Consider the following 23,055-nt stretch of genomic DNA (forward strand, 5'->3'; position numbering starts at 1 on the left):
GTCGATTTTTAACCAATTTGTCATGCGCCCTTGTGTGGCAAGGGGTAGCGACCGATTCCACCGGGTTTCCCACAGACTTATCCACAGCTTCTGTGGACAAGCGGGCCCAGCCCGCGCTGCGCCTCGACAAGCCGCCGGACACACCCGACAATAGCGCCCCTGCACCCGCGGCCCGGCGCCGCCCATCACGAGCCAAGCAATGACCGAAACCCCGCGCAAGATCCTCGTCACCAGCGCCCTGCCCTACGCCAACGGCCCGATCCATCTCGGGCACCTGGTGGAATACATCCAGACCGACATCTGGGTGCGGTACCAGCGTGCGCGGGGCCACGAGGTGATCTACGTGTGCGCGGACGACGCCCACGGCACGCCGATCATGCTCAAGGCCCGTGCCGAGGGCATCGAACCCGAGGAACTGATCGCGCGGGTGCGCCAGGAACACGAGGCCGACTTCAGCGAATTCCTGATCGGCTTTGATCACTACCACTCGACGCACTCCGACGAGAACCGCGAGCTGGCCGGCCAGATCTACAAGGCCCTGCGCGACGCCGGGCACATCGAGACCCGCACCATCGACCAGGCCTATGACCCCGAGGCCGGGATGTTCCTGCCGGATCGCTTCATCAAGGGCACCTGCCCCAAATGCGGCGCGCAGGAGCAGTACGGCGACTCCTGCGAGGCCTGCGGCGCGACCTACAGCCCGATGGACCTGAAAGACGCGGTATCGGCCATCAGCGGCGCGCGCCCGGAGTCCCGCGCCTCGGAGCACTACTTCTTCAAGCTGGGCGACTTCGAGGCCTTCCTGCGCGACTGGACCCGCTCCGGCCGTCTGCAGGACGCGATCCGCAACAAGCTGGACGAATGGTTCGAGACCGGCCTGAGCGACTGGGACATCTCCCGTGACAAGCCCTACTTCGGCTTCGAGATCCCCGACGCGCCGGGCAAGTACTTCTACGTGTGGCTGGACGCCCCGATCGGCTACATGGCGAGCTTTCGCGCCTTCGCCGAGCAGCAGGGCCTGGACTTCAACGCCTGGTGGGGCGCGGACTCCGACGCCGAGCTGTACCACTTCATCGGCAAGGACATCGCCTACTTCCACACCCTGTTCTGGCCGGCCATGCTGCATGGCGCGGGCTTTCGCACCCCGTCGGCGGTCTTCTGCCACGGCTTTCTGACGGTCAACGGCCAGAAGATGTCCAAGTCGCGCGGCACCTTCATCCGCGCCCGCGACTACCTGGACCACCTGAACCCCGAATCGCTGCGCTACTACCTGGCCGCCAAACTGGGGGACGGGGTCGACGACCTGGATCTGAACCTGGACGACTTCGTGCAGCGCGTGAACTCGGACCTGGTCGGCAAGGTGGTCAACATCGCCAGCCGCTGCGCCGGCTTCATCCACAAGCGCTTCGACGGCCAGCTGGCCGCGGAACTCCCGCGCCCGGACCTGCACGACGCCTTCGTCGCCGAGGGCGAGGCGATCGCGGCGGCATTCGAGCGGCGCGAGTTCGCCCAGGCGATGCGCCGCATCATGGCGCTGGCGGATCAGGCCAACCAGTACATCGACGAGGCCCAGCCCTGGGTGCTGGCCAAGCAGGAAGGTCGCGAGGCCGAGGTGCAGGCCATCAACACCCAGGGGCTGGACCTGTTCCGCATCCTGATTGTCTATCTCGCCCCGGTGCTGCCGAAGCTGGCGGCCGACGCCGCCGCGTTCCTGAACCTGGACGACACCCGCTGGGCGAACCGCGAACCCCTGATCGGACGTTCCATCCAGAAGTTCAAGCCGCTGATGACGCGCATCGAGCCGGAGACCATCGAAAAGCTGCTGGAGGCCTCGAAGGCCACTCTGGCCGCCCGCGAGACCGCCAGCCCCGACAACGCGGCCCCTGAACAGGCCACGGAGGCGAACGTGGACCCGATTGCCGAGACCATCGACTTCGATACCTTTGCCCGGGTCGATCTGCGTATCGCCCGCATCGCCAATGCCGAGCACGTGGACGGCGCCGACAAACTCCTGAAACTCACCCTGGATATCGGTTCCGAGACGCGCCAGGTATTCGCCGGCATCAAGTCCGCCTACGCCCCGGAGGACCTGATCGGCCGGTATACCGTGATGGTCGCCAACCTGGCCCCGCGCAAGATGCGCTTCGGCGTCTCCGAGGGCATGGTGCTGGCCGCCGGCCCGGGTGGGTCGGAGCTCTACATCCTGAACCCGGATGACGGGGCCCGCCCCGGCATGCGCGTCAAGTGATGCCCACCGCAACCGACGAGAACGGCATGGAACGCGCGCGGCCCATGGATTTGCACCCGAGCCTCGCGTAAGCTGCCGCTCTTTTGTCGACACCCGGACGCATGGAACAAAGCCCCGAATTCAAAGCGCAGGTTCGCCTGCTGGCCGAAGCCGGACGCGAACTCGCGGACCGCGGCTGGCTCCCCGCGCGCACCGGGCACTTCTCCGCGCGTCTGGACGACCGGCATATCGTGATTACCGCCCCGGGGCGCAGCAAGGACCTGCTGGACGCCCACGACTTCATGGTGGTGGATCTCGAAGGGCATCGGGTCACCGGCAGCGGCGAACCCGGCCCCGAGACCTTCCTGCACATCATCATGTACCGCCGCGACGCGCAGCTCGGCGCCGTCCTGCATACGCACAGCGTGCAGGGTACCGTGCTGTCGCGGCAGGTCACGGGCTCACTGCTGCTGCGCGACTACGAGGCCCTGCGCGAACTCCCCGGCTGCGAACACCCCGCGCGCGGCATCCGCATCCCGGTGTTCGCCAACGAGCCGGACATGCAGCAGCTGGCCGCCCGGGTCGACGCCGCCATGGACCGCGACCCGGCACTTGCCGGTTACCTGATCGGTGGTCACGGGCTCTACACCTGGGGCGAGACGGTGGAACGGGCCATGCAGCGCACCGAGGCCTTCGAGTTCATGTTCGAATGCGAAACGCTGGCCCGCCAGCTACCCCTATGACCCCGACCTCCGCTCACCCCGCCCCCCAAGCCGTCATCCTGGCCTTCGAGGGGGTCCTCGCCCCGTCCGGCGTGCTGCGCGATACGCTGGAACCGCACGCCCTCGAGGCGCTGCCGGACTTCCTCGAGCGTCACGCCGAGTCCACCGCGGTCCAGCGGACGCTGACGGACATCCTCGCCTACTCCGGGCGCGAGCTGGACGTGGACGGGCTGCTGTCCCAGATCCGCGCGTGGATCCGGGGCGGGCAGGACATCACGCCGGTGCGCCAGCTCCAGGGGATGGTCTGGGCCGATGCGCTGGAGGCCGGGGCCCTGCAGCCACAACTCTCCCGGGAAACCGCCGCGACGCTGGACCGGCTGCACCGCAGCGGAGTGGCCCTGTACAGCTTCGGCGCGACCCCGGCACCGGTACAGCGCGACTGGCTGCGCCACGGCCCGCACCCGGAGGTCGAACAACACCTGACCGGACTGTTCGACACCCGCATCGGTGGCCGCCGCGATGCCGGCAGCTACCGTCGTCTCGCGGAGGAGATCGGCCTGACGCCGGAGACCGTGCTGGTGCTGTCCACCCGCCGTGACGAGCTGGACGCCGCCCACCAGGCCTGGCTGCTGACCGCTCGCCCGGCCGCGGACCCCCAGGCCGAGGACGACCATCCGGTGCGGCCCTTGACCTCGCTCATCTCCGACACCGCCGACGGGCACTAATCTGACTCGACATTCCCGGCCTCGGCCACGCGCCGGACTAGGGAGATGCTGATTGAATCGCACGTCCGCGTTGGTGCCCCCTGTTTCCCGAGACAAGGCGCGTCGTGTAGCGGGTAGTGGTTCTACCCGCAAGCGGCGCAACGCAGGATCGGGGAACAGGGGGCACCAACCCCACAAGCTATTGAAAGCAGGGGCTCGGCCGCCCGTTTTTTTGATCAACAACGGGCGCGGGAACGGCGTTGCGGCTCCTTTGTGCAGAATGACTGCACGGCAGTCACCGCGCCTTGTTCGCACGCAAAAGCGACTCGAGCGCGGACGTGCGATTCAATCAGCGTCTCCCTAGGTTTCGCGCCGGGAAAGAGCAATCGCCCCGCCGCGGGAAGGGTTGAGCGGGCACCGCCCGTCGCCGATACTGTGTTGTTGACCTGACGACTCGGATTTTTCGTGGAATACGTCCTGATCCTCATCAGTACGATCCTCGTGAACAACTTCGTACTGGTGAAGTTTCTGGGCCTGTGCCCGTTCATGGGGGTCTCGCGCAAGGTCGAGACGGCCACCGGCATGGGCCTGGCCACGACCTTCGTCCTGACGTTGTCCGCCGTCAGTTCCTACGTGATCAATGAATACCTGCTGACCCCGCTCGGGCTGGAATACCTGCGCACCATCGCCTTCATCCTGGTAATCGCGGCGGTGGTGCAGTTCACCGAGCTGGTGGTGCGCAAGACCTCGCCCCTGCTCTACAACGTGCTGGGGATCTTCCTGCCGCTGATCACCACCAACTGCGCGGTGCTGGGCGTGGCCCTGCTCAACGTCCAGGAGGCACACAATTTTGTCGAGTCGGCCCTGTACGGTTTCGGCGCCGCGGTCGGTTTTTCGCTGGTGCTGATCCTGTTCTCCGCGATCCGCGAGCGCATCGCCGTGGCCGATGTGCCGGTGATGTTCCGCGGTAGCGCCATCGCCATGGTCACCGCCGGGCTGATGTCGCTGGCGTTCATGGGCTTTTCCGGGCTGGTGCGGCTGTGAGCGTGCTCTACGCCATCCTCGCGATCGGCGGCCTGGCCGCTGCATTCGGGCTGATCCTGGGGTTCGCCGCGCAGCGCTTCCGGGTCGAGGCCGACCCGGTGGTGGACCAGATCGACGCCCTGCTGCCGCAGACCCAGTGCGGCCAGTGCTCCTACCCCGGCTGCCGGCCGTATGCCGAGGCCATCGCCGCCGGCGAGGCGGACATCAACCGCTGCCCGCCCGGCGGTCAGGCCACGGTCCAGGCCCTGGCCGACCTGCTCGACCGCGAGCCCACCCCGCTGGAGGAAGAAGAGCAGGAGAAGGCCGTCGCGATCATCGACGAGAACATCTGCATCGGCTGCACCCTGTGCATTCAGGCCTGCCCGGTGGATGCCATCCTCGGGGCCGCCAAGCAGATGCACACCGTGATCGAGGAGGAATGCACCGGATGCGAGCTGTGCATCGAGCCCTGTCCGGTCGACTGCATCACCATGGTTCCGGTCGGCACCGACATCACCGAATGGCGCTGGTCGGAACCGGAACCCTCGCCCATCGAGCAGCCCATCAAGCGGCCCATCCACGCCATCGCGGACGGTTCGGGGGCTTCCGACTGAGTCGGATGTCCGCAAACCGTTAGAATACGCTTATGCAGCTGCATCGCTTCCACGGGGGCCTGAAACTGGCCGACGAGACCGAAGCCAGCACCCGCGATCCGGTGCTGGTGATGGGCGTGCCTCCGCAGCTGATCGTCCCGCTGGGCCAGCACATCGGCGAGGCCGCGGAGCCCTGCGTGGCGGTCGGCGACTACGTGACCAAGGGTCAGCGCATCGGCCAGTCCAAGGGATATATCGCCGCCCACGTGCACGCCCCCAGTTCCGGGGAGGTGATCGAGATCGCCCCGCACGCGGTGCCCCATCCCTCCGGTCTGGACGCCCCCTGTGTGGTCATCCAGACCGACGGGCGCGACGCCTGGGGCGACACCCGCATGGAACCCTGGCTGGACTGGGATACCCGCGAGCCGCGCAAGCTGCGCCAGCGCATCCGCGACGCCGGCATCGTCGGGCTGGGCGGGGCCGCCTTTCCCACCGCGGTCAAGCTCAACCCGCGCGCCGGTCAGCGCATCCATACATTGATCGTGAACGGGGCCGAGTGCGAGCCCTACATCAGCGCCGATGACATGCTGCTGCGCACCGCCCCGGAGGCGGTGTTCGAGGGCATTCGCATCGTCGCCCACCTGCTGGACGTCGAACGGGTGCTGTTCGCGGTGGAAGACAACATGCCCGAGGCGATGCGGGCCCTCACCGAAAACCTGCCGGGCGAACTGCGCGAGCTGATCCAGCTGGTCTCGGTCCCCTCCCTCTACCCCACCGGCGGCGAACGCCAGCTGATCAAGGTGCTGACCGGCCAGGAGGTCCCCAGCGGCGGTCTTCCGGCCGATATCGGGATGGTCTGCAACAATCCCGGCACCTTCAAGGCGGTCTGCGACGCGATCATCCAGGGGCGCCCCCTGCTGTCGCGCATCGTCACCGTTACCGGGCCGGGCGTGCGGCACCCGCGCAATGTCGAGGCCCTGCTGGGGACCCCGTTCGCCGACGTCATCGCCGCGACCGGCGGTTACGCCGATGGGGTGGATCGCCTGGTGATGGGCGGCCCGATGATGGGTTTCGCGGTCCACGACGACGCCATACCCGTGATCAAGGGCACCAACTGCCTGCTCGCCACTCGCCCCCAGGACACCCCGCCCCCGGGGCCGGTGATGCCCTGCATCCGCTGCGGCGAGTGTGCGGCCGCCTGCCCCGCCCAGTTGCTGCCGCAGCAGCTCTACTGGCAGGCCAAGGCCAAGGACTTCGACGCGATCCAGGACTACGGCCTGTTCGACTGCATCGAGTGCGGCTGCTGCGCGCATGTCTGCCCCAGCAACATCCCGCTGGTGCAGTACTACCGCTACGCCAAGAACGAGATCTGGGCGCGCGAGAAGGAACGGCAGAAGTCCGACATCGCCCGCGAACGCTATGAGTTCCGCCAGGAGCGCATCGAGCGCGAGGAACGCGAGAAGGCCGAGCGCATGGCCAGGAAGAAGGCGGCGGTAAAGAAGAAAGAGGGCGAGGAAGGCGCCGACGACGACAAGCAGGCCGCCATCCAGGCCGCGCTGGAACGCGCCCGCGCGCGCAAGGCCGCCAAGGCCGCACAACCCGCCGAGACCCCGGGGGACGGACAGGACAACGCCGGCACCGCGGAGGCCGGCACATCCAGCGAATCCGGCCCGCGCGATTCCACGGACTCGGGCAGCCGCTGATGCGCTTTCGCACCGAATCCTCGCCGCACATGATCCCGGCCCACTCGGTGGGCGGGGTCATGCAGCAGGTCCAGATGGCCCTGGTACCCGGCACCCTGGCCATGGCCTGGTTCTTCGGCTGGGGCGTCCTGGTCAACGTGGTCCTGGCGGTGCTGTTCGCCGTGGCCTTCGAGGCTGCGATCGTGGCGGCCCGCAAGCGCCCGGTCATGGCCACCCTGAGCGACAACTCGGCCATCGTGACCGGCTGGCTGTTCGCCCTTGCCGTACCGCCGCTGACGCCGATCTGGGTCACCCTGATCGGTATCGCCTTCGCGATCGTGGTGGCCAAGCACCTGTATGGCGGGCTCGGCTACAACCCGTTCAACCCCGCGATGGTCGGCTACGTGGTCGTGCTGGTCTCGTTCCCGCGGGAGATGGCCCTGTGGCCCGCGCCGGACACCCTCTCCGACCTGTCGCTGGGCCTGGGCCAGACGCTGCAGACCGTGCTCACTGGCAGCCTCCCGGCCGCACTCGAGTGGGACACGATCACCCGCGCCACGCCCCTGGACGCAATGCGCGAGGGCCTGGGAGCCGGGCGTACCGTCAGCGAGGTCACCGCGAGCCCGCTGTTCGGCAGCTTCAGCGAGACCAGCTGGGAGTGGATCGGCAATTTCTTCCTGCTCGGCGGCCTGTACCTGCTGTTCCGGCGCATCATCCACTGGCATATCCCGCTGGCGGTGATCCTGGGCGTGGCCATCCCGGCCGGCTTCTTCTGGATGCTGGACCCGGACTCCTTTGCCTCGCCGGCGTTCCACGTCTTCAGTGGCGCGGTCATCATCGGCGCCTTCTTCATCGCCACCGATCCGGTCTCCGCCTCCACCACGCCGCTGGGTCGCATCCTCTACGGCGCCGGCATCGGCGTGCTGATCTTCATTATCCGCACCTGGGGCGGCTACCCGGATGCGGTCGCCTTCGCCGTGCTGCTGATGAACATGGTCGCCCCGACCCTGGACCACCTCACGCGGCCGCGCATCTTCGGGCGCTCGCGCCGCGGACCGCCGCCGGGGGACGGGCATGCTTGACCTGAAGCCCCGCGACATCCTGCTGGCCACCGCCCTGCTCGCCGGCTTTGCGGCCGCCGGGGCGGGGATCGTCGCCCTCGTCCAGGGCACGACCGAGGCCCGCATCGAGGAGAACCGCATGGCGGTCAACCGCAACCGCATCGCGGAGCTGACCGGCGACCTGGATTACCGGAACGACCCCGTGCACGACACCATCGATCTCGGCCATGACCTCCTGGGCGGTGACCACCTGCCGGCCTGGTTCGCCCGCGATGCCGATGACGAAGTGGTCGGCATCGTGTTTTCCGCGATCGCGCGCGATGGCTACAGTGGCGACATCCACCTGCTGATCGGCGTGGATCGCGACGGCGAGCTCCAGGGGGTGCGCGTCTCCGCGCATCGCGAAACCCCGGGTCTGGGAGACGCCATCGAGGCCGAGCGCTCCGACTGGATCCACGACTTCGACGGCCGCTCGCTGGGGAACCCCCCGGCCGAGGACTGGCACGTGCGCAAGGACGGCGGCGTGTTCGACCAGTTCACCGGCGCCACCATCACCCCGCGTTCGGTGGTTCGCGCCGTTTATCGCACGCTGCAATACTTCGACGAACACCGCGAGGAGCTGCTGGCGACCCGGCCCGACGACGCCCGCTCCATGGCGGAACCGCTCCCGCAGCCCGAGGACCACGGGGACGACGAGGCAAGCCGATGAACCCGACCCTGACCGACATCATTCGCGACGGCCTGTGGCACAACAACCCCGGGCTGGTGCAGCTGCTGGGGCTGTGCCCCCTGCTGGCGATCTCCGGCACCATGGTCAACGCGATCGGCCTCGGCATCGCGACCACCCTGACCCTGCTGCTGTCCAATGTGCTGGTCTCGCTGATCCGCAATCACGCGCGCCCGGAGATCCGCATCCCCGTGTACGTGCTGATCATCGCCTCCATCGTCACCGCGATCGAGCTGGCGATGAATGCCTGGTTCCACGGGCTGTACCTGATCCTCGGGATCTTTATCCCGCTGATCGTCACCAACTGCGCCATCATCGGTCGCGCCGAGGCCTTCGCCTCGCGCAACTCGGTGCCGCGCGCCGCCCTGGACGGCCTGATGATGGGCCTGGGCTTCACCGGCGTGCTGATCGCCCTGGGTGCGCTGCGCGAGGTCCTTGGCCAGGGCACGCTGATGGCCAATGCCCACCTGCTGTTCGGCGAGTGGGGGCACGGAATGACCCTGCAGCTCTATCCCTCCGAGCACGGCTTCCTGCTGGCCCTGCTGCCCCCGGGCGCCTTCATGGCCATGGGCCTGCTGATCGCCGCGAAGAACTGGATCGACAGCCAGTTCGAGCCGGAGCCGACCGCCAGCCGCGACGAGAGCGCCACCGATTCCGAAGCCGCGCCCGACAACGCCTGAACCGAACCGGCCTTGATTCCTGGCCGTCAGCCGGTAAACTTCCGGCGCCACGAATCCGTTCTACCGGGGCCGCGCGCCCCGGACACTCAAACGTCCCAGGAGATTGGCATGGCTGGACATTTCCCGTTTGCTGGCAAGCGCGGCACGCGCTACGGCCTCGCCCCGCGCGGCACGATCGCCGCCTTTTTCGAGAACCACGGGTTCAACGACGACCTGCAGGAGAAGTACTACAAGTGGTGGTACGACTGGGCCAAGGACTTCGTCGAGAAGGACAGCGACCTGTCCTACACCATGATCCGCAAGTTCGACAGCTACCCGATGGGCACCCACGCCCACCACTCGTTCCACCTGAACGACAAGTACTGGCCGAGCTGCCTGGACGAACTGGGTTCGTTCATCCGCGACGTCATCTTCCCGAAGCTGGACGAAAAGGCGATGCATGATCTGGAAGAGAAGCACGCCAAGCTGATCAAGGATCTGGAGAAGGAAGCCGAATCCAACCCGCGCGACGCCGCGCCGGATGTCGGCATGTTCCGCCACGTCTGAGCAACGCCACTACGCGAGTTGCCGGCCCCGCGAAGCGGGGCCGGTTTGTTTGGAGCCTCCGCATCCATGAACGCCGCAAAGCGAGAAGCCATCTTCGAGCGCCTGAAGGCGGCGAATCCCGAGCCGACCACCGAGCTCGAGTACGACACCCCCTTCGAACTCCTGATCGCGGTCATTCTGTCGGCCCAGGCCACGGATGTCGGCGTCAACAAGGCCACCCGCCGCCTCTACCCCGTCGCCAACACCCCCGAGGCCATCCTCGAACTGGGTCTCGACGGGCTGAAGGAACACATCAAGACCATCGGCCTGTATAACGCCAAGGCCGAGAACGTGATCAAGACCGGCCGCATCCTGGTCGACCAGCACGGCGGCGAGGTTCCACGCGACCGCAAATCGCTGGAGGCCCTGCCGGGTGTGGGCCGCAAGACCGCCAACGTCATCCTCAACACCGCCTTCGGCGTCCCCACCATCGCGGTGGATACCCATATCTTCCGGGTCGCCAACCGTACCGGGCTGGCCAGGGGCAAGACCGTGCTCGAGGTGGAGAAGCGCCTGATGCGCCTGACCCCGAAGGCCTACTTGCAGGACGCCCATCACTGGCTGATCCTGCACGGCCGCTACGTCTGCAAGGCGCGCAAGCCGGAGTGCTGGCGCTGCCCGATCGCCGACCTGTGCGAATACAAGGCCAAGACCCCGCCGCCCGCGGGCGCCTGACACCCCCAACTCCGAGGACAACCCGCATGTACGGCAACCGCGACCAGATCCGTACCCAGTTCGTCGACGCCTGGCAGAAGGCGCAGGCCGGCGAGCCAGTCACCGACCTGGAGCAGCAACTGGTGGACGTGATCTCGGAACACCCCGAGTACCACGAATACCTGAAGGACCGCGAGACCGCGCTGACCGGCGAGTTCCCGCCCGAGCTGGGCACCTCCAATCCGTTCCTGCACATGGCGATGCACCTGAGCCTGCGCGACCAGGCGCGGACCGACCGGCCCGCGGGCATCCGCGAACTGCACCAGGGCCTGTGCGCCCGGTTTGGCGTGATGGACGCCGAGCACCGCATGATGGAATGCCTCGGCCAGACCCTGTGGGAGGCCCAGCGCAGCAACAGCGCACCGGACGAGAACGCCTACCTCGAGTGCCTCAAGCGCCTGGCGAGCCGGTAGCCGACTGTTCGGCCGGCGCCGGCTGCCGGTCCAGTCCCAGCCGATCCAGCAGCACCAGCATCGCGGGGGTGAACAGCAACGTCAGCGGCGTGGCAATGAACAGCCCCCCGGCGATCGCGGTCGCGAGCTGCACCCAGAAGCCGGTCACCGGCGCCCCGACGTAGAAATCCCTTCCGGCGAAGTCCACGGTCCAGGCCAGCACCATCGGCATCAGGCCGAGGATGGTGGTGATCGCGGTCAGCAGCACCGGCCGCATGCGCTGGGCCGCCGCGCGCAGGGCCGCCTCCAGGGCATCCAGCCCGCGCCCGCGCTGCTCGTTGTAGGTGTCGATCAGCACGATGTTGTTGTTCACCACGATCCCGGCCAGCGCCAGCACCCCGATCCCGCTCATCACGATGCCGAATGGCTCCCCGCGCAGCAGCAGGGCCAGTAGCACCCCGGCGGTGGAGAACACGATCGCCGACATCACCAGCAGCGCCTGCGAGAACCGGTTGAACTGGGTAACCATCATCGCGAGCATCAGGAACAGCGACAGCGCAAAGGCCGCGAGCAGGAAGCGCGCCGCCTCGGCCTGCTCCTCGGCCTGGCCGCGAAACCGCAGCTGCACCTCCGGGTCCAGGTCCATGCCGGCGATGCGCGCCTCCAGCGCGCGCTGGCGCTCGTCCACCAGGTAGCCACTGGCCGCATCCGCCTCGAGGCTGTAGGCGCGATCGCCGTCGCGGCGCTTGATCAGACCGGTGGCCGGTACCGGCACCAGTTCCGCGAAATGCGCCAGCGGCACCAGCCCGGTCGCGCCGGGCAGGTTCAGGGTGGCCAGTTGCTGCAGGTGGCGCTGCTCCGCCGGCAGGCGCAGGCGGATATCCACCTCCTCGTCGCTGTAGTCCGGGCGGTAGCTGCCGAGCTGGATGCCGCGGGTCAGCAGCTGCACCCCCTCGCCCAGCAGCGGCACGTCCGCGCCGAAGCGCGCCGCCTGCTCACGATCGAAGCGCACCTCCAGCTCCACCCCGGGCAGTGGCAGGTCGTCGGTCACGTCCTCGAAGCCGCCCAGCTCGTCCATCGCACTGCGGATCTCGCGGATCACCGGCGCGATGCGGTCAGCCTGGCGGCTGGAGGCCTCGACCACGATCGGCCGGCCCTCGCGCGGCCCGCGTTCCTGGGCGCGAAACTGCAGGCGGATGCCCGGCAGGTCGGCGGTACGCTCGCGCAGGTCCTCGATGATCGCGGCCGCCGGCGGGCGCTCGCGCCAGGAGATCAGTTCCAGCTGGATCAGGCCGACCAGGTCTTCCGGGTAGTCGCCCTGCAGCCGCCCGAGCTGGGTACCGATGGTCCGCGCATAGACATGCTGGATCTGCGGCACCCCCTGCAGGCGCCCCTCCACCTGTCTCACCAGGGCGTCCGCCTCCCACACCGACAGGTCGCCGCGCGCCTGTACCTGCACCTGCACGAAGTCGGGCTCCACCTGCGGGAAGAACTCCACCCCGCGCCCCTGCTGGGCATACAGCGCATAGGCGGCGGCGACCAGCGCCAGCGTGCCCGCGAGCGTCCAGCCGGGGCGACGCACCAGCGGCTGCAGCAGGCGGATGTAGGCGCGGGTCAGGCCCTGCAGTTCGTCATAGCGACCATCCTCGGCCGCGCGCACGTAGCGCGTCTGGGCCGCGTTGATCGGGTGGCTCTGGCCGATCACCGACCCCAGCGCCGGAATAAATACCAACGCCATCGCCAGCGAGGCGATCAGGGTCACAATCACCGTGGCCGGCAGGTAGACGATGAACTCACCGACCATGCCGGGCCACAGCAGCATCGGCGCGAACACCGCCAGCGTGGTCCCGATCGCGGTGGTGATCGGCCAGGACATGCGCTGGGCCGCGGCGCGGAAGGCCTCCCGCCGCGGCATACCCTCGGCCACGTAGCGATCGGCCAGCTCCACCACCACGACCGCGCCATCCACCAGCATGCCGACCACCAGAATCAGCCCGAACAGCACCACCACATTGAGCGTGAAGCCCATCAGATAGATCGCCAGGATGCCGCCGAGGAAGGCCCCGGGGATGGCCACCCCCACCAGCAGGGCCGCGCGCGCGCCCATCATCGCCAGGATCACCAGCGCCACGATCAGCACCGCGGCGATCACGCTGTTCTCGAGATCGCCCAGCAGGTCGTCGACATCACGCGCCATGTCCTGCAGGTAGGTGACCTCGACCGTCTCCGGCCAGTCGGCCCGCGCCGCCTCGATGGTCGCGCGCGCTGCCGCCACCACCTCCAGGATGTTGGCCTCCGAGGCCTTGCGGATCTCCAGCGACACCGAGGGCTGGCCGTCGATGCGGGTGAAGCCCTCCGGGTCCAGATAGCTCTGGCGGACCTCGGCGACATCGCGCACCCGCACCACCGCGTCGCCCTCCACCCGGATCGCGGTATCCAGCACGTCGTCGACGTCATCGATGGTGCCCGGCACCCGCAGCGGGATGCGCCCGGCGCCGGTATCCAGCGCCCCGGCCGCAACCAGACGGTTGTTGCGTTCGATCGCCCGGGTCAGCTCGTCGAACGACAGCTCGAAGGTCTCCAGCACCAGCGGATCGACCAGCACCTCCATCTGCTCCTCGCGATCGCCGCCGACATCCGCCTCCAGCACCCCGGGGATCGCCTCCACGCGGTCGCGCAGGTCGCGCGCCAGACGCACCAGCGTGCGCTCGTCCAGCGGCCCGGACAGGTTCAGCGTGAGCACCGGGAACAGCGACAGGTCGACCTCGGAGACGCTCGGGTCCTCGGCCCCGGCGGGCAGTTCCGGGCGCACCTGGTCGACCTCCTCGCGCAGGTCCGACAGGGCCCGGCGGTTGTCCCAGCCGGGCTCGAAGTCCAGCCGCACCAGGGCAAAGCCCTCGCCGGCCCAGGACTGCATCTCGTCCACCCCGGGCAGGGTCTGCGATTCGCGCTCCAGCGGGCGCAGCATCAGGCGCTCGGCATCCTCCGGACTGACCCCCGGATAGGGCACGGACACGAAGAAGATGGGGATGTCGATCTCGGGGGCCGCCTCCTTGGGCACCACCTGGTAGGCGGTCGCGCCCAGCACCAGGATCAGTAGCAGGAACAGCAGCACCGTCCGGGCGTGCTCCACCGCCCAGGCGATCAGGGCTTTCACCGCAGGGCCTCGCCCACCGGTTCCGGCCCGGCCGCGCCCGTCGATGCCTCCATGGGCCGGGGCCGCACGGTCTCGCCCGGGGTCACGAAGCCGTGGCCGATGGTGATCACCCGCGCGCGCTCCGGCAGCCCGGTGACCCAGACGCCGTCGGTGGCGGCACGGATCACCTCGACCGCGTGGAAGACCACCCGGTCGTCGTCATCCACCGTCTTCACCCCGACCCGGCCGCTGTCGTCCAGCCCCATCCAGGCCGGCGACAGCTTGTGCGCCGCGACCGTCTCGGTCGGGATCTCGACCCCGGCGCTGATCCCCGAGGGCAGCGCCTCGTCGGCATTCGGGACCTCGACCTCCACACGGAAGGTCTGGGTGCCAGACTCGGCGACCCGCGAAACGAACCGCACCTCGCCCTCGGCGCGACGCCCGTCCAGGAAGCGAATACGCGCCGCCTGGCCCGACTCCACCCGCCCGATCTGGTGCTGCGGCACGTGCACCACCGCCAGTAGCGGGTCGTTGTCCACGATCTCCGCTACCGGGTCGCCACGGGCCACGAAGTCGCCCCGTTCCGCCAGACGCTGATTCACCACCCCGGCCACCGGCGCGATGATGCGCGTGTTGCGGATATCCAGCTCGATCGCCTCCAGCTCCGCGCGGGCGGCCTCGCGCTCGGCCTCGCGGGCCTCCAGCTGGGTGCGCGACACATGGCCCTGATCGTGCAACCGCTGGGCGGCCTCGAATTCGCTCTCGGCGCCGCGCAGCCGGGCGATCGCCTGGCGCCGGCGCGCCTCGCGGTCGTCCATGCGCAGCCGCGCCAGGGGCGCATCGGCGGCCACGCGCGCCCCGCGGGCCACCTCCCACTCGGCCACCTGCCCGGCGGTCTCGGCGCGCACCATCACGCGCAGATCCGGCTCCACCCGCCCCTGCAGCACCAGCAGACGCTCCACCGGCTCCGCCTCCAGCGCGGTCACGGCCACCGCCATCGGCTGCGGCTCGGCCGCCCGCGGCGCCTCGTCGGCCTCGCGCCCGAACATCCCCGAGGCGATCCAGAGGATCACCAGCAGCAGGATGCCCAGCGCGATCAGCACGCGCGTCTGTTCGCGCAGGCGCTGCCACCAGGAATCAGCCATCGCCCCGTCTCCCCTGTGTACCGGCGGTACTCATTTCGCCCCGCCGAACAGGCGCTGCCACCAGCGCCGGCGGCTGCCGGTCGGCGGCATCGCCGCCTGCAGGTCCACCGGCGGCACGCGCGACAGCACCCAGCCCGGCAGCACCCGCAGCCCCGAGGAGCCGCAGCTGGAGCCGAGGTTGTTGGGGTCGAAGATCTTCACGAATTCCGGCGCCTCGCGGTCATCGACGTAGACGATCCCGCAGTAGTCCTCGTCGTGATCCTGCCGCAACAGGGTGTCGACCTCGTCGATGAAACGCCGGAAATCCTCTGCGGAGACCGGTTCCACGGGCACGGTATCCCCTACCGCGTAGACGTACCAGCCGCCATCGGCGCGGTCGCGCAGCAGCGTCCACAGCCGCTCCAGCTGCTCCCAGTACAGGATGCCGGTGGAACCGGCCTCGAAACGTTGCAGGAAGTCGGGCACGGGCCCTTGGGACGCTGGATTCATACGGAGATCCGTTTATCCGGAAAAGACCCTTATCCTAGGGAAACACTGATCAATGTACACACTCGCGTTGGCACCCCAGGTTCTTCGAGACCAGGCGCGTCGTGCGGCGGGTAGTGGTTCTACCCGCCCGTTTTTGATGGATTCGGGGCGCAACGCAGGATCGGGGAACCTGGGGTGCCAACCCCACAACCTATTGAACGAAGGGGCTCGGCCGCCCGTTGTTGACAAAAACGGGCGCGGGAACGGCGTTGCGGCTCCCTTGTGCAGAATGACTGCACGGCAGTCACCGCGCCTTGTTCGCACGCAAAAGCGACTCGAGCGCGTGCGTGCACATTAATCAGTGTTTCCCTCGGGAAACAGCGGTGAATGTACACGCTCGTGTAGTTCCCGCATGGCTTGCAGGGAACCCCCGACCGGGGCCAGGCTCTTAAACGGAAAGCCTTTAGCCAAGAAGACTGCGCCATGCGAACCATCTCCCACGCCACTTCCCTGCGCGCCGAGCCGGAACGGGTCTTCGAGTTGCTGAGTCACGTGCCCAACTTTGTCGACCTGTGCGACCACGTCGAGCATATCGAGTGCCTGGGTGACGACTGCTATCGCTGGACCATTCGGGCCGCCGGGATGCGCATGGATTTCGATGTCGAGGTCTGCACCGCGATCGCGCCGGAGCACTTTGCCTGGCGCTCCATCCGCGGGGTGCAGAACCGGGGCAGCTACCGCCTGAGCCCCGAGGGCGAGGACCGCACGCGCGTGGAGTTCGAACTGGAGTACAAGCTGAACCCGCTGCTCGACGCGGCCGTGCGGCGCGCGGCCCAGTCGCTGGTCGACCGGGTGTCGGGCCAGCTGATGGAACGGGCCCAGCAGCGGCTGGACGCCGAGGCGGCCCGTTCCTGACCCCAAACCTGGCCCCAGCGTGGCCGGGTGTCAGGCGGTCTCCGCCGCGGCGCTGGCATCGGGGCGCGCCAGCAGGTCGCGCAGGGTGCGCCCGTTCAGGCGCTCCTCGCGCGCCTGATCCACCTCTTTCAGCGTCGTCTCCACACTCAGGCTGCCGCGCAGACGACGAATGGCGTGATCATCGCTGTCCTCGCGCAGCGCATCCAGGATTTCGTCCACGCGGATCGCGTCCAGGTCGCGGGCCGGTACCAGATGCTGGCCCTCGCTTCCCGCCTTCAACAGCAGACCGGCTTCTTCCAGCCGGCGCGCCGCATCGCCCAGGGCATTGCCCGGCACCGCCAGGGTCGCGGCCACCTCGTCCAGGGTGGGTGCCGGGCGCCCGTCGTGGAAGCGCTGGCCAACCTGCTGCATCAGGTGCAGCCCCATGCGTTCGCGTGCCGCCCCGGACAGGCGCAGGCGGATGCCGCGCACGTTCATGTACTCCGGGTGCTGGACGAAGAAGGCGACATTGGCCCCGATCAGCAGGATCAGCCAGGCGAGGTAGATCCAGATCAGCAGCATGATCATGATGGCGAAGCTGGAATAGATCGCCGCATAGCGCGTTGAACCCGCCACCATGTTGGCGAATACCCAACCCACGCTCTGCCACAGGAAACCGGCCACCACCGCGCCGATCAGCGCCGGGAGGATCTTGACCCGGGTATTCGGCACGAATACGTAGATGAACGCGAACGCGGAGATGATCAGGATGTACGGCACCAGCCGCGAAATCTCGGTAATCAGCATGCCGAAGGGTTCGACCCCGGCAATCGCCTGCATCGCGGCCGATGACATCACCGTGGCGGTCAGCCCCAGCGCCGAGACCACCAGCACCGGACCGATCAGGATCACCGACAGGTAGTTGGAAAAGCGCTGGGCCAGGCTGCGGCTGTTCTCCACCCGCCAGATGGTGTTGAAGGCCAGCTCGATCTTCTGCACCAGCGCGATGACGGTATACACCAGGAACAGCAGGCCGACGAAGCCGAGCACGCCCACGCGCATGTTGTCGACAAAGTCGAGCACGTTGTGGGCGATCTCCACCCCCTGCTCGCCCAGCGGTTCAAGCACGCCCAGCAGGAACGGCTCCACCGCGTTGTGGGCACCAAAGGCCTTGAGCACCGAGAACGACAGCGCCAGCAGCGGCACCATCGACAGCAGGGTGGTGTAGACCAGGCTCATCGCCCGCAGCGTCAGCTGGCCCTCGGAGACCTCGCGGGCCAGGCCGAACAGGCCCCGCACGACACCCAGCGGGACCGCCTTCCACCAGGGCAGCGCCGACAGGTCCGTGTCCTGGACCAGCTCGACCAGCTGGCGCCGGCGGGCATCCAGGCGTTCGGCCCAGGCTACGCCCGCCACGCATCACTCCCGTGGGTATGTGGCCCCGTCACCAGGCCCTACTTCTGCCGCCACTGGCCGTTACGGTCCTGGTACCAGTAGCCCGCCGGGGCCTCTTCCACCCAGACGCGGGCAAAGGTCTCGCGGATCTGACGTTCCCAGTCCGGGCGGTCATTGGCGCGCGCGATCTCGCGGTAGAGCGAATCGCGGTCGGAGTTCTCCTCGCTGACCAGGCGCTGTACGGTGCTGCGGTCCCGCAGCGGCACCTCGGAGAGGTCACGGATCACCACGTCGCCGTTGTTGCCGAACCCGATCGCCCCGCTGCGGAAATGCGGCGCCAGCTGCGGCGCCCGCTCACGCATCGAGGCCCGGATGCGATTGATCGCCGGGGTCTCGATCTGCAGGTCCGGGCTCTGCGCCGCGGCCGGGCTGACCAGACGCTCCAGCACCCAGGCCAGCACCGGCGTGCTGCCCGTCGCGGCCCCGGCATGACGCGGCTGGGCCGGAAGCTGCGCACCGGACTCGGACTGCGGCGCGGCCTCGCTGTCCGGCACCTGCAGCGCGTCGCGCACGATGGCACGCGCCGCCTCCTCCGCCGCGGCGGTGGGGAAGTAGATATTGATGGTCACGCAGCCGGCCAGCAGGGCAAACACCAGCGCCAGTCCCGGAACACTCCACAAAGCCTTCATGCCTGTCATCCCTTGTTCGAGCGGGTCCGTCCCGCATGTGCCCAATCTACACCATCATCCTGAATGGCAACCAAACGCCAGGGAAACACGGATTGATGTACACGCTCGCGTTGGTACCCCAGGTTCCCCAATCCTGCGTTGCGGCGCTTGCCGGTAGCGCCACTTCCGGCTGCGCACCGCGCCTTGTTCGCACGCAAAAGCGACTCGAGCGCGAGCGTGTACATGAATCCGTGTTTCCCGGGTTCCTCACTGCACCACCGGGCCCTCGCCCGCCTGGATCGTGGCCAGGCGGTTGATCAGCTCCGGCCAGTCGACCCGCCGGTTGTACCCGATCACCTGGATCTGCGGCAGCCCGCCACCCTGGACCAGTACGAACCCGTCATCGGGGCGATCGGCGACGCCAGAGGCGGTGCATACGTCCCCGCGCAGCTTGCAACGGAAACCCAGGCGGCGATAGCTGAAGTTCTCGAAGAAGCGCAGAAAGATCGACGACGCCGCCGCCTGGATCCCGCCGCCCAGCTCGGTGATGTTTTCCACCGCGCGCTGGCTGATGCGCCGCCGCCCCGGCGCGTCCATCGGCGTCATCAGCTCCAGATCCATATGCACCGGCGACCAGTCCACCATCACCAGGTCGTTCACGTGGCCCGACAGACGGCCCTGGATACGCCCGAAATCGAAGGCACGGGTGACCAGTTCCAGGTCCAGGCGCTGAATCTGCGTCGACAGCCCCAGCTCCGGGGCGTAGCCGAACAGATCGTGGATATAGACATCGCGCAACACCACCTCGCCGTCAAACACCTGCACCAGCAACCGCCCGTCCACGTTCAGGTCGCCATCCTCCAGGCGGACGCGCGGGATCATTCCCGCCACCTGCCCGGAGAACCGGGGCCATCCCAGCACCTCGGTCAACGGCTCCAGGCTGATGGCCCGGATGCCGCCCTGAAACTGCACATCCGGCCCGGTCTCCGTCTGCTGCAGACTGAAGGCCCCGACCCGCAGCCCACCATCGAGGATCGGGATCTCGGTCGCCTCCAGTAACTCCAGTCCCTGTGGCCGCGCCCGCACCTGCGCGCTGAAGGCATCGAACGGGAGCCCGTAGAGATGGGCGGCATCCACTTCGATGCGCCCCGGACCGCCCGGCACCGTGTCCGACCAGTCGAGTCCACCCCGCGCCCCACTGAGACCGAAGCGTCCCCGGCGATCCTGCGCCTCCACCCCGGACCACTCCGCACGCATGTAACGCGGCATGGAATCCTGCAGTTCGATCTCGCCTGCCAGGTGACCCGCGACATCCAGCTCGCCCAGCGGGGTCCCCACCAGCCAGGGCGACAGCAGGGTGTCGTAGATCACCCCCAGCGCCGCGATCTCCGCCTGGACCCGGCCCTCCAGCCCGCGCCCGGGCGCGAACGCCAGGTCCTGCCCCTGCAGGGCCGCCGCCGCCCCATAGTCCAGCGAGAGCAAATCCGTGCGCGCCGAGCCGTTGTCGGCGTCCGCCACCAGGCCACGGGCCTCCAGCACGACCGGCCCCTCGGCGTCGAGATCCACGAACCAGGGATCCACGAACACCACGCCTGCCGTCACGGCCGCCTCCACATCCCAGCCGTTCGCGTCCCCCGCGACCCACAGTCGCGCATCCAGCTCCTCGCCCGCCTGCAGCCCGAGGTCATCGCTGAAGGCGAGGTCATGGACCCGCAGGGTGCCTTCCGAACGGCCGCGTTCACGCCAGCGCAGCGCGACATCCGCCCGGCCCTGGCCAAGGTGCACGGGCAGCTCCATCGGCAGGCGCGGGGAGGCGGCCAGCGCCGCCAGATCAATGCCGTCGAGATCGGCCCGCACATCCCAGCCGCGCGCCGGGTCGCGGTGCACACGAACATCCCCGCTGGCCCCGAACCAGCCCGGCCAGGCGCCCGCCAGGGTCAGCTGACCGCTCTCGCGGCCCCAGACCAGGCGCACCCGCGCGCCGCGCAGGTCCAGATCCCCGGCATCCCCCCAGAGTCGGGCGGCCTCGCAGCGGACCTCGGTACGGCCGAGCCGCAGGTCGCCACATTCCACCCGCAGTCGTCGCAGGGTCCCGATCGGGGCGGGAAGCTCGACGCGTTCCGCGCGGATTTCCAGCGACAGGCCTTCGCGCGTCCATTGCACCCGCGTACTCAGGCCGCGGGCATCGAGATCCTCGCGCAGCAGGGATTCGATCTGCAGGTCGAGCTGGACACCGCCGGCAGCCGATGGGGATTCGGCGGCCGTCACCGACCCCGCCAGCAGGAAAAGCACCAGCCCGGCCGCCGCGGCCACTGCGCCCGGTGCACCGCGCCGCGCGTGCATCAGGCCGGGTCGCCCCGCTCCGGCAGGCGATCGCGCAGCGGGCGCGCCAGACGCGCCACCCACTCGCGCAGGGCGAAGCGGGAGGTCTCCAGGGCGTCCAGTCGCGGCAGGAAGTCCTCGACCCGCATCGGGTCGCCGGTCGGGCCGCGAAAGCCGGCCGGGGCCGGGTCGGCGGCCAGTCCCGCGCGCTCGAAGCAGGCCAGTGCACGCGGCAGATGCAGCGCCTGGGTCACCACCAGTACCCGCTGCACATCACTGTTCTGGAGTCGCTGGCGGGTGTGGGAGGCGTTCTCGCAGGTGTTGCGCGAGGTGTTCTCCAGCCAGCGCACCGGCACCCCCAGATCGCCCTGCAGGCTCGCCGCCATCAGCTCGGCCTCGGAGCGCCGGCCCGGCAAGGCACCCGGACGCCCGCCGGAGACCAGGATCGGCAACCCGGTATCGCGGTGCAGCCGCGCCGCATGTCGCAGGCGCTCGTGGGTCTGCGGATTCAAGGCGTCACGCCCGCCGTCCTCGGCGCGCCCGGGCCAGCGGCCACCCCCCAGCACCACGATGGCATCGGCCCGGCCCACCGCGATCACGCCGTCGCGCAGGTCACGCTCGATGCTGTGGGCCAGCGGCTGGGCCACGATGTTCAGGCTCGGCAGCACCAGCGCCAGCAGGCCCAGGGCGAGCAGCGCCCGCCCGCCCCGCCAGTCGGCGCGCCACAAGGCCACGCCCACAAGGGTCAGCGTGATGCCCAGCCCGGGCGGCAGCAGCAGGTGCTCGGCGATCGTCTGCAGGGTGGCGAGCACGAGAGTCTCCGCCCGCGACCGGGGTTACTTCTTGCCCGGGGAGTAGAGATAGTGGGCGTAGGTGGCCACGTCCTCGGAGACCCGGCGGATCAGGTGATCCAGGCTGATGATGGCAAACTCGAGCAGGTTCACCGCGATGTACGGCTGCTCGACACGCAGGCGGTCGTACATGGAGCGCGACAGGCGCAACAGGCGGGTATTGTCGCTCAGGGCACGCATGCGCACGCCGCGCGGCACGCGGTCGAAGAACGACATGGACCCGGCCAGTTCGCCGGTCTGCATGCGGCCGACCTCGATCTCCTGGCTGCCGTCGTCGTGGTACAGCGCAGCGGTCCCGCTGACCACGAAGAACAGCGACTCCCCGACCTCGCCGATGTCCGCGATCACCTGCTTGTGATGGGTCTCCACCACTTCCAGGTACTCGAGCAGGACTTCGACCTCGGCCGGCGTCAGGGACGCCGAGATCGGGTGCTTGGAGAGGAATTCGGTCAGCAGTTCCTTGGACATGGAGAGGGTTCCTTCTGACGGGTCCGCGGTAGAAGTGAGAGTGCTTTAGAGTATAACGAACACGGCCCCGGGACGGGGCCGACACGCCACGGAACGCCGGGGAGGTAGCCCTTGATCGACATCGACGTCCTGCGCCGCAACCTGCCGCGACGCCTGCGCGAGGGGCGCACCCTCCTGCTGGTCGCCGCCCCTGAGACCACGGACAGTCCACCGGATGTGGAGCAGGAAACGGTGGCAGCGTTTCTCGAGCATCCGCCCGAGCCACGAGTGCCGCTGGTCCTGCTCCCGGACACCCTCAGCGCGCTGGATGTGACCACCGGACAACAACTGCTGGGCGGCCTGCGCGACCGCTGGGCCGACGAGGTGCTGATTCTGCATCGGCTGGACGACCAACGCTGGGACCTGAACGACTTCCTGGCGCTCGGATTCCGGCGCGACCCCGAAGCCGAGACCGCCGCGCCGGATCACGCGGTCTATCGCACCAGCCTGTACGACTACAAGCTCACTCCCGACTGGCTGAACGCCCGGTTCTGGGCGAACCCCGAGATGTGGGACAAGGCCCGCTGGTAACGCTGTGCCGGGCGAATCGCGACGCGGG

At 68.6% G+C, this 23,055-nt stretch carries 22 protein-coding genes; 14 read left to right on the top strand and 8 right to left on the bottom strand.

From position 1 onward, the window contains the following. Window positions 1-199: 199 nt before the first annotated feature. The 12 genes from metG to H609_RS0101465 all read left to right on the top strand — a co-directional run bounded on the left by metG (window position 200) and on the right by H609_RS0101465 (window position 11,131). Complete coding sequence (metG, locus tag H609_RS0101410) at window positions 200-2,248, top strand: methionine--tRNA ligase (protein ID WP_028484134.1); 2,049 nt, start codon at window positions 200-202, stop codon at window positions 2,246-2,248. A 101-nt stretch (window positions 2,249-2,349) separates the two neighbouring features. Further along, window positions 2,350-2,970, top strand: coding sequence for a methylthioribulose 1-phosphate dehydratase (gene mtnB / locus H609_RS0101415; RefSeq protein ID WP_018866877.1), 621 nt, complete (start codon window positions 2,350-2,352; stop codon window positions 2,968-2,970). After that, the gene (locus H609_RS0101420; protein ID WP_019558206.1) at window positions 2,967-3,674 is read left to right on the top strand and encodes a hypothetical protein; all 708 of its coding nucleotides are present in this window, start codon (window positions 2,967-2,969) and stop codon (window positions 3,672-3,674) included. Before mtnB ends, H609_RS0101420 begins: the two co-directional genes overlap by 4 nt. A 444-nt stretch (window positions 3,675-4,118) precedes the next feature. Then, window positions 4,119-4,697, top strand: a complete 579-nt coding sequence (gene rsxA / locus H609_RS0101425; RefSeq protein ID WP_018866879.1) for an electron transport complex subunit RsxA — start codon at window positions 4,119-4,121, stop codon at window positions 4,695-4,697. Then, window positions 4,694-5,290 carry an electron transport complex subunit RsxB gene (gene rsxB / locus H609_RS0101430; RefSeq protein WP_018875761.1) on the top strand — a complete coding sequence of 199 codons (597 nt, stop codon included), beginning with the start codon at window positions 4,694-4,696 and terminating at the stop codon, window positions 5,288-5,290. Before rsxA ends, rsxB begins: the two co-directional genes overlap by 4 nt. Window positions 5,291-5,322: 32 nt before the next feature. Continuing rightward, the gene (gene rsxC / locus H609_RS0101435; RefSeq protein WP_028484135.1) at window positions 5,323-6,972 is read left to right on the top strand and encodes an electron transport complex subunit RsxC; all 1,650 of its coding nucleotides are present in this window, start codon (window positions 5,323-5,325) and stop codon (window positions 6,970-6,972) included. Next, window positions 6,972-8,033, top strand: coding sequence for an electron transport complex subunit RsxD (rsxD, locus tag H609_RS0101440; RefSeq protein WP_018866882.1), 1,062 nt, complete (start codon window positions 6,972-6,974; stop codon window positions 8,031-8,033). The genes rsxC and rsxD overlap by 1 nt, the downstream gene beginning before the upstream one ends. Then, a complete protein-coding gene (rsxG, locus tag H609_RS0101445; protein ID WP_028484136.1) occupies window positions 8,026-8,721 on the top strand; it encodes an electron transport complex subunit RsxG in 696 nt (231 codons plus the stop codon). Before rsxD ends, rsxG begins: the two co-directional genes overlap by 8 nt. After that, window positions 8,718-9,419, top strand: a complete 702-nt coding sequence (locus tag H609_RS0101450) for an electron transport complex subunit E (protein WP_019583413.1) — start codon at window positions 8,718-8,720, stop codon at window positions 9,417-9,419. Before rsxG ends, H609_RS0101450 begins: the two co-directional genes overlap by 4 nt. A gap of 108 nt (window positions 9,420-9,527) precedes the next feature. Further along, the gene (locus H609_RS0101455; protein WP_018866885.1) at window positions 9,528-9,965 is read left to right on the top strand and encodes a hypothetical protein; all 438 of its coding nucleotides are present in this window, start codon (window positions 9,528-9,530) and stop codon (window positions 9,963-9,965) included. 66 nt (window positions 9,966-10,031) lie between these two features. Continuing rightward, window positions 10,032-10,679, top strand: a complete 648-nt coding sequence (nth, locus tag H609_RS0101460) for an endonuclease III (protein WP_028484137.1) — start codon at window positions 10,032-10,034, stop codon at window positions 10,677-10,679. A 26-nt stretch (window positions 10,680-10,705) separates the two neighbouring features. Then, window positions 10,706-11,131 (top strand): DUF1841 family protein, encoded by a 426-nt coding sequence (locus H609_RS0101465; protein WP_018866887.1) that lies wholly within the window; start codon window positions 10,706-10,708, stop codon window positions 11,129-11,131. Here the strand turns inward: H609_RS0101465 and H609_RS0101470 are convergent. From H609_RS0101470 to H609_RS0101480, 3 genes are read right to left on the bottom strand one after another with little or no spacing between them, the layout of a single operon-like run. Further along, window positions 11,109-14,267, bottom strand: a complete 3,159-nt coding sequence (locus tag H609_RS0101470) for an efflux RND transporter permease subunit (protein WP_028484138.1) — start codon at window positions 14,265-14,267, stop codon at window positions 11,109-11,111. The genes H609_RS0101465 and H609_RS0101470 overlap by 23 nt on opposite strands. After that, a complete protein-coding gene (locus tag H609_RS0101475) occupies window positions 14,264-15,391 on the bottom strand; it encodes an efflux RND transporter periplasmic adaptor subunit (RefSeq protein WP_018882501.1) in 1,128 nt (375 codons plus the stop codon). The genes H609_RS0101470 and H609_RS0101475 overlap by 4 nt, the downstream gene beginning before the upstream one ends. Before the next feature lie 30 nt (window positions 15,392-15,421). Further along, window positions 15,422-15,880 carry a hypothetical protein gene (locus H609_RS0101480; RefSeq protein ID WP_028484139.1) on the bottom strand — a complete coding sequence of 153 codons (459 nt, stop codon included), beginning with the start codon at window positions 15,878-15,880 and terminating at the stop codon, window positions 15,422-15,424. A gap of 462 nt (window positions 15,881-16,342) precedes the next feature. Between H609_RS0101480 and H609_RS0101485 the strand changes: the two genes are divergently transcribed. Then, window positions 16,343-16,774 carry an SRPBCC family protein gene (locus H609_RS0101485; protein WP_018875767.1) on the top strand — a complete coding sequence of 144 codons (432 nt, stop codon included), beginning with the start codon at window positions 16,343-16,345 and terminating at the stop codon, window positions 16,772-16,774. Window positions 16,775-16,804: 30 nt separating this feature from the next. Here H609_RS0101485 and H609_RS0101490 read toward each other — a convergent pair whose 3' ends face one another. From H609_RS0101490 to H609_RS0101510, 5 genes are all read right to left on the bottom strand, one after another. Continuing rightward, a complete protein-coding gene (locus tag H609_RS0101490) occupies window positions 16,805-18,169 on the bottom strand; it encodes a YihY/virulence factor BrkB family protein (protein ID WP_018880441.1) in 1,365 nt (454 codons plus the stop codon). Between the two features lie 38 nt (window positions 18,170-18,207). After that, on the bottom strand, window positions 18,208-18,837 hold the full coding sequence (locus H609_RS0101495) for a YdbL family protein (RefSeq protein WP_018875769.1): 630 nt from the start codon (window positions 18,835-18,837) through the stop codon (window positions 18,208-18,210). A gap of 246 nt (window positions 18,838-19,083) precedes the next feature. Beyond that, the gene (locus H609_RS0101500; protein WP_028484140.1) at window positions 19,084-21,159 is read right to left on the bottom strand and encodes a hypothetical protein; all 2,076 of its coding nucleotides are present in this window, start codon (window positions 21,157-21,159) and stop codon (window positions 19,084-19,086) included. Next, window positions 21,159-21,950: a YdcF family protein gene (locus tag H609_RS0101505; RefSeq protein ID WP_028484141.1), complete on the bottom strand. Its 792-nt coding sequence runs from the start codon at window positions 21,948-21,950 to the stop codon at window positions 21,159-21,161. The genes H609_RS0101500 and H609_RS0101505 overlap by 1 nt, the downstream gene beginning before the upstream one ends. Window positions 21,951-21,974: 24 nt before the next feature. After that, entirely contained in the window at window positions 21,975-22,457 is a 483-nt protein-coding gene (locus H609_RS0101510) for a Crp/Fnr family transcriptional regulator (protein ID WP_018866896.1), read from the bottom strand. Window positions 22,458-22,568: 111 nt separating this feature from the next. On the opposite strand from H609_RS0101510, the gene H609_RS0101515 reads away from it, so the two are divergent. Continuing rightward, window positions 22,569-23,027, top strand: coding sequence for a DUF6231 family protein (locus tag H609_RS0101515; RefSeq protein ID WP_018866897.1), 459 nt, complete (start codon window positions 22,569-22,571; stop codon window positions 23,025-23,027). Window positions 23,028-23,055: the final 28 nt, after the last annotated feature.

Source organism: Thioalkalivibrio sp. ALE17, from assembly GCF_000425605.1.
Taxonomy (GTDB): domain Bacteria; phylum Pseudomonadota; class Gammaproteobacteria; order Ectothiorhodospirales; family Ectothiorhodospiraceae; genus Thioalkalivibrio.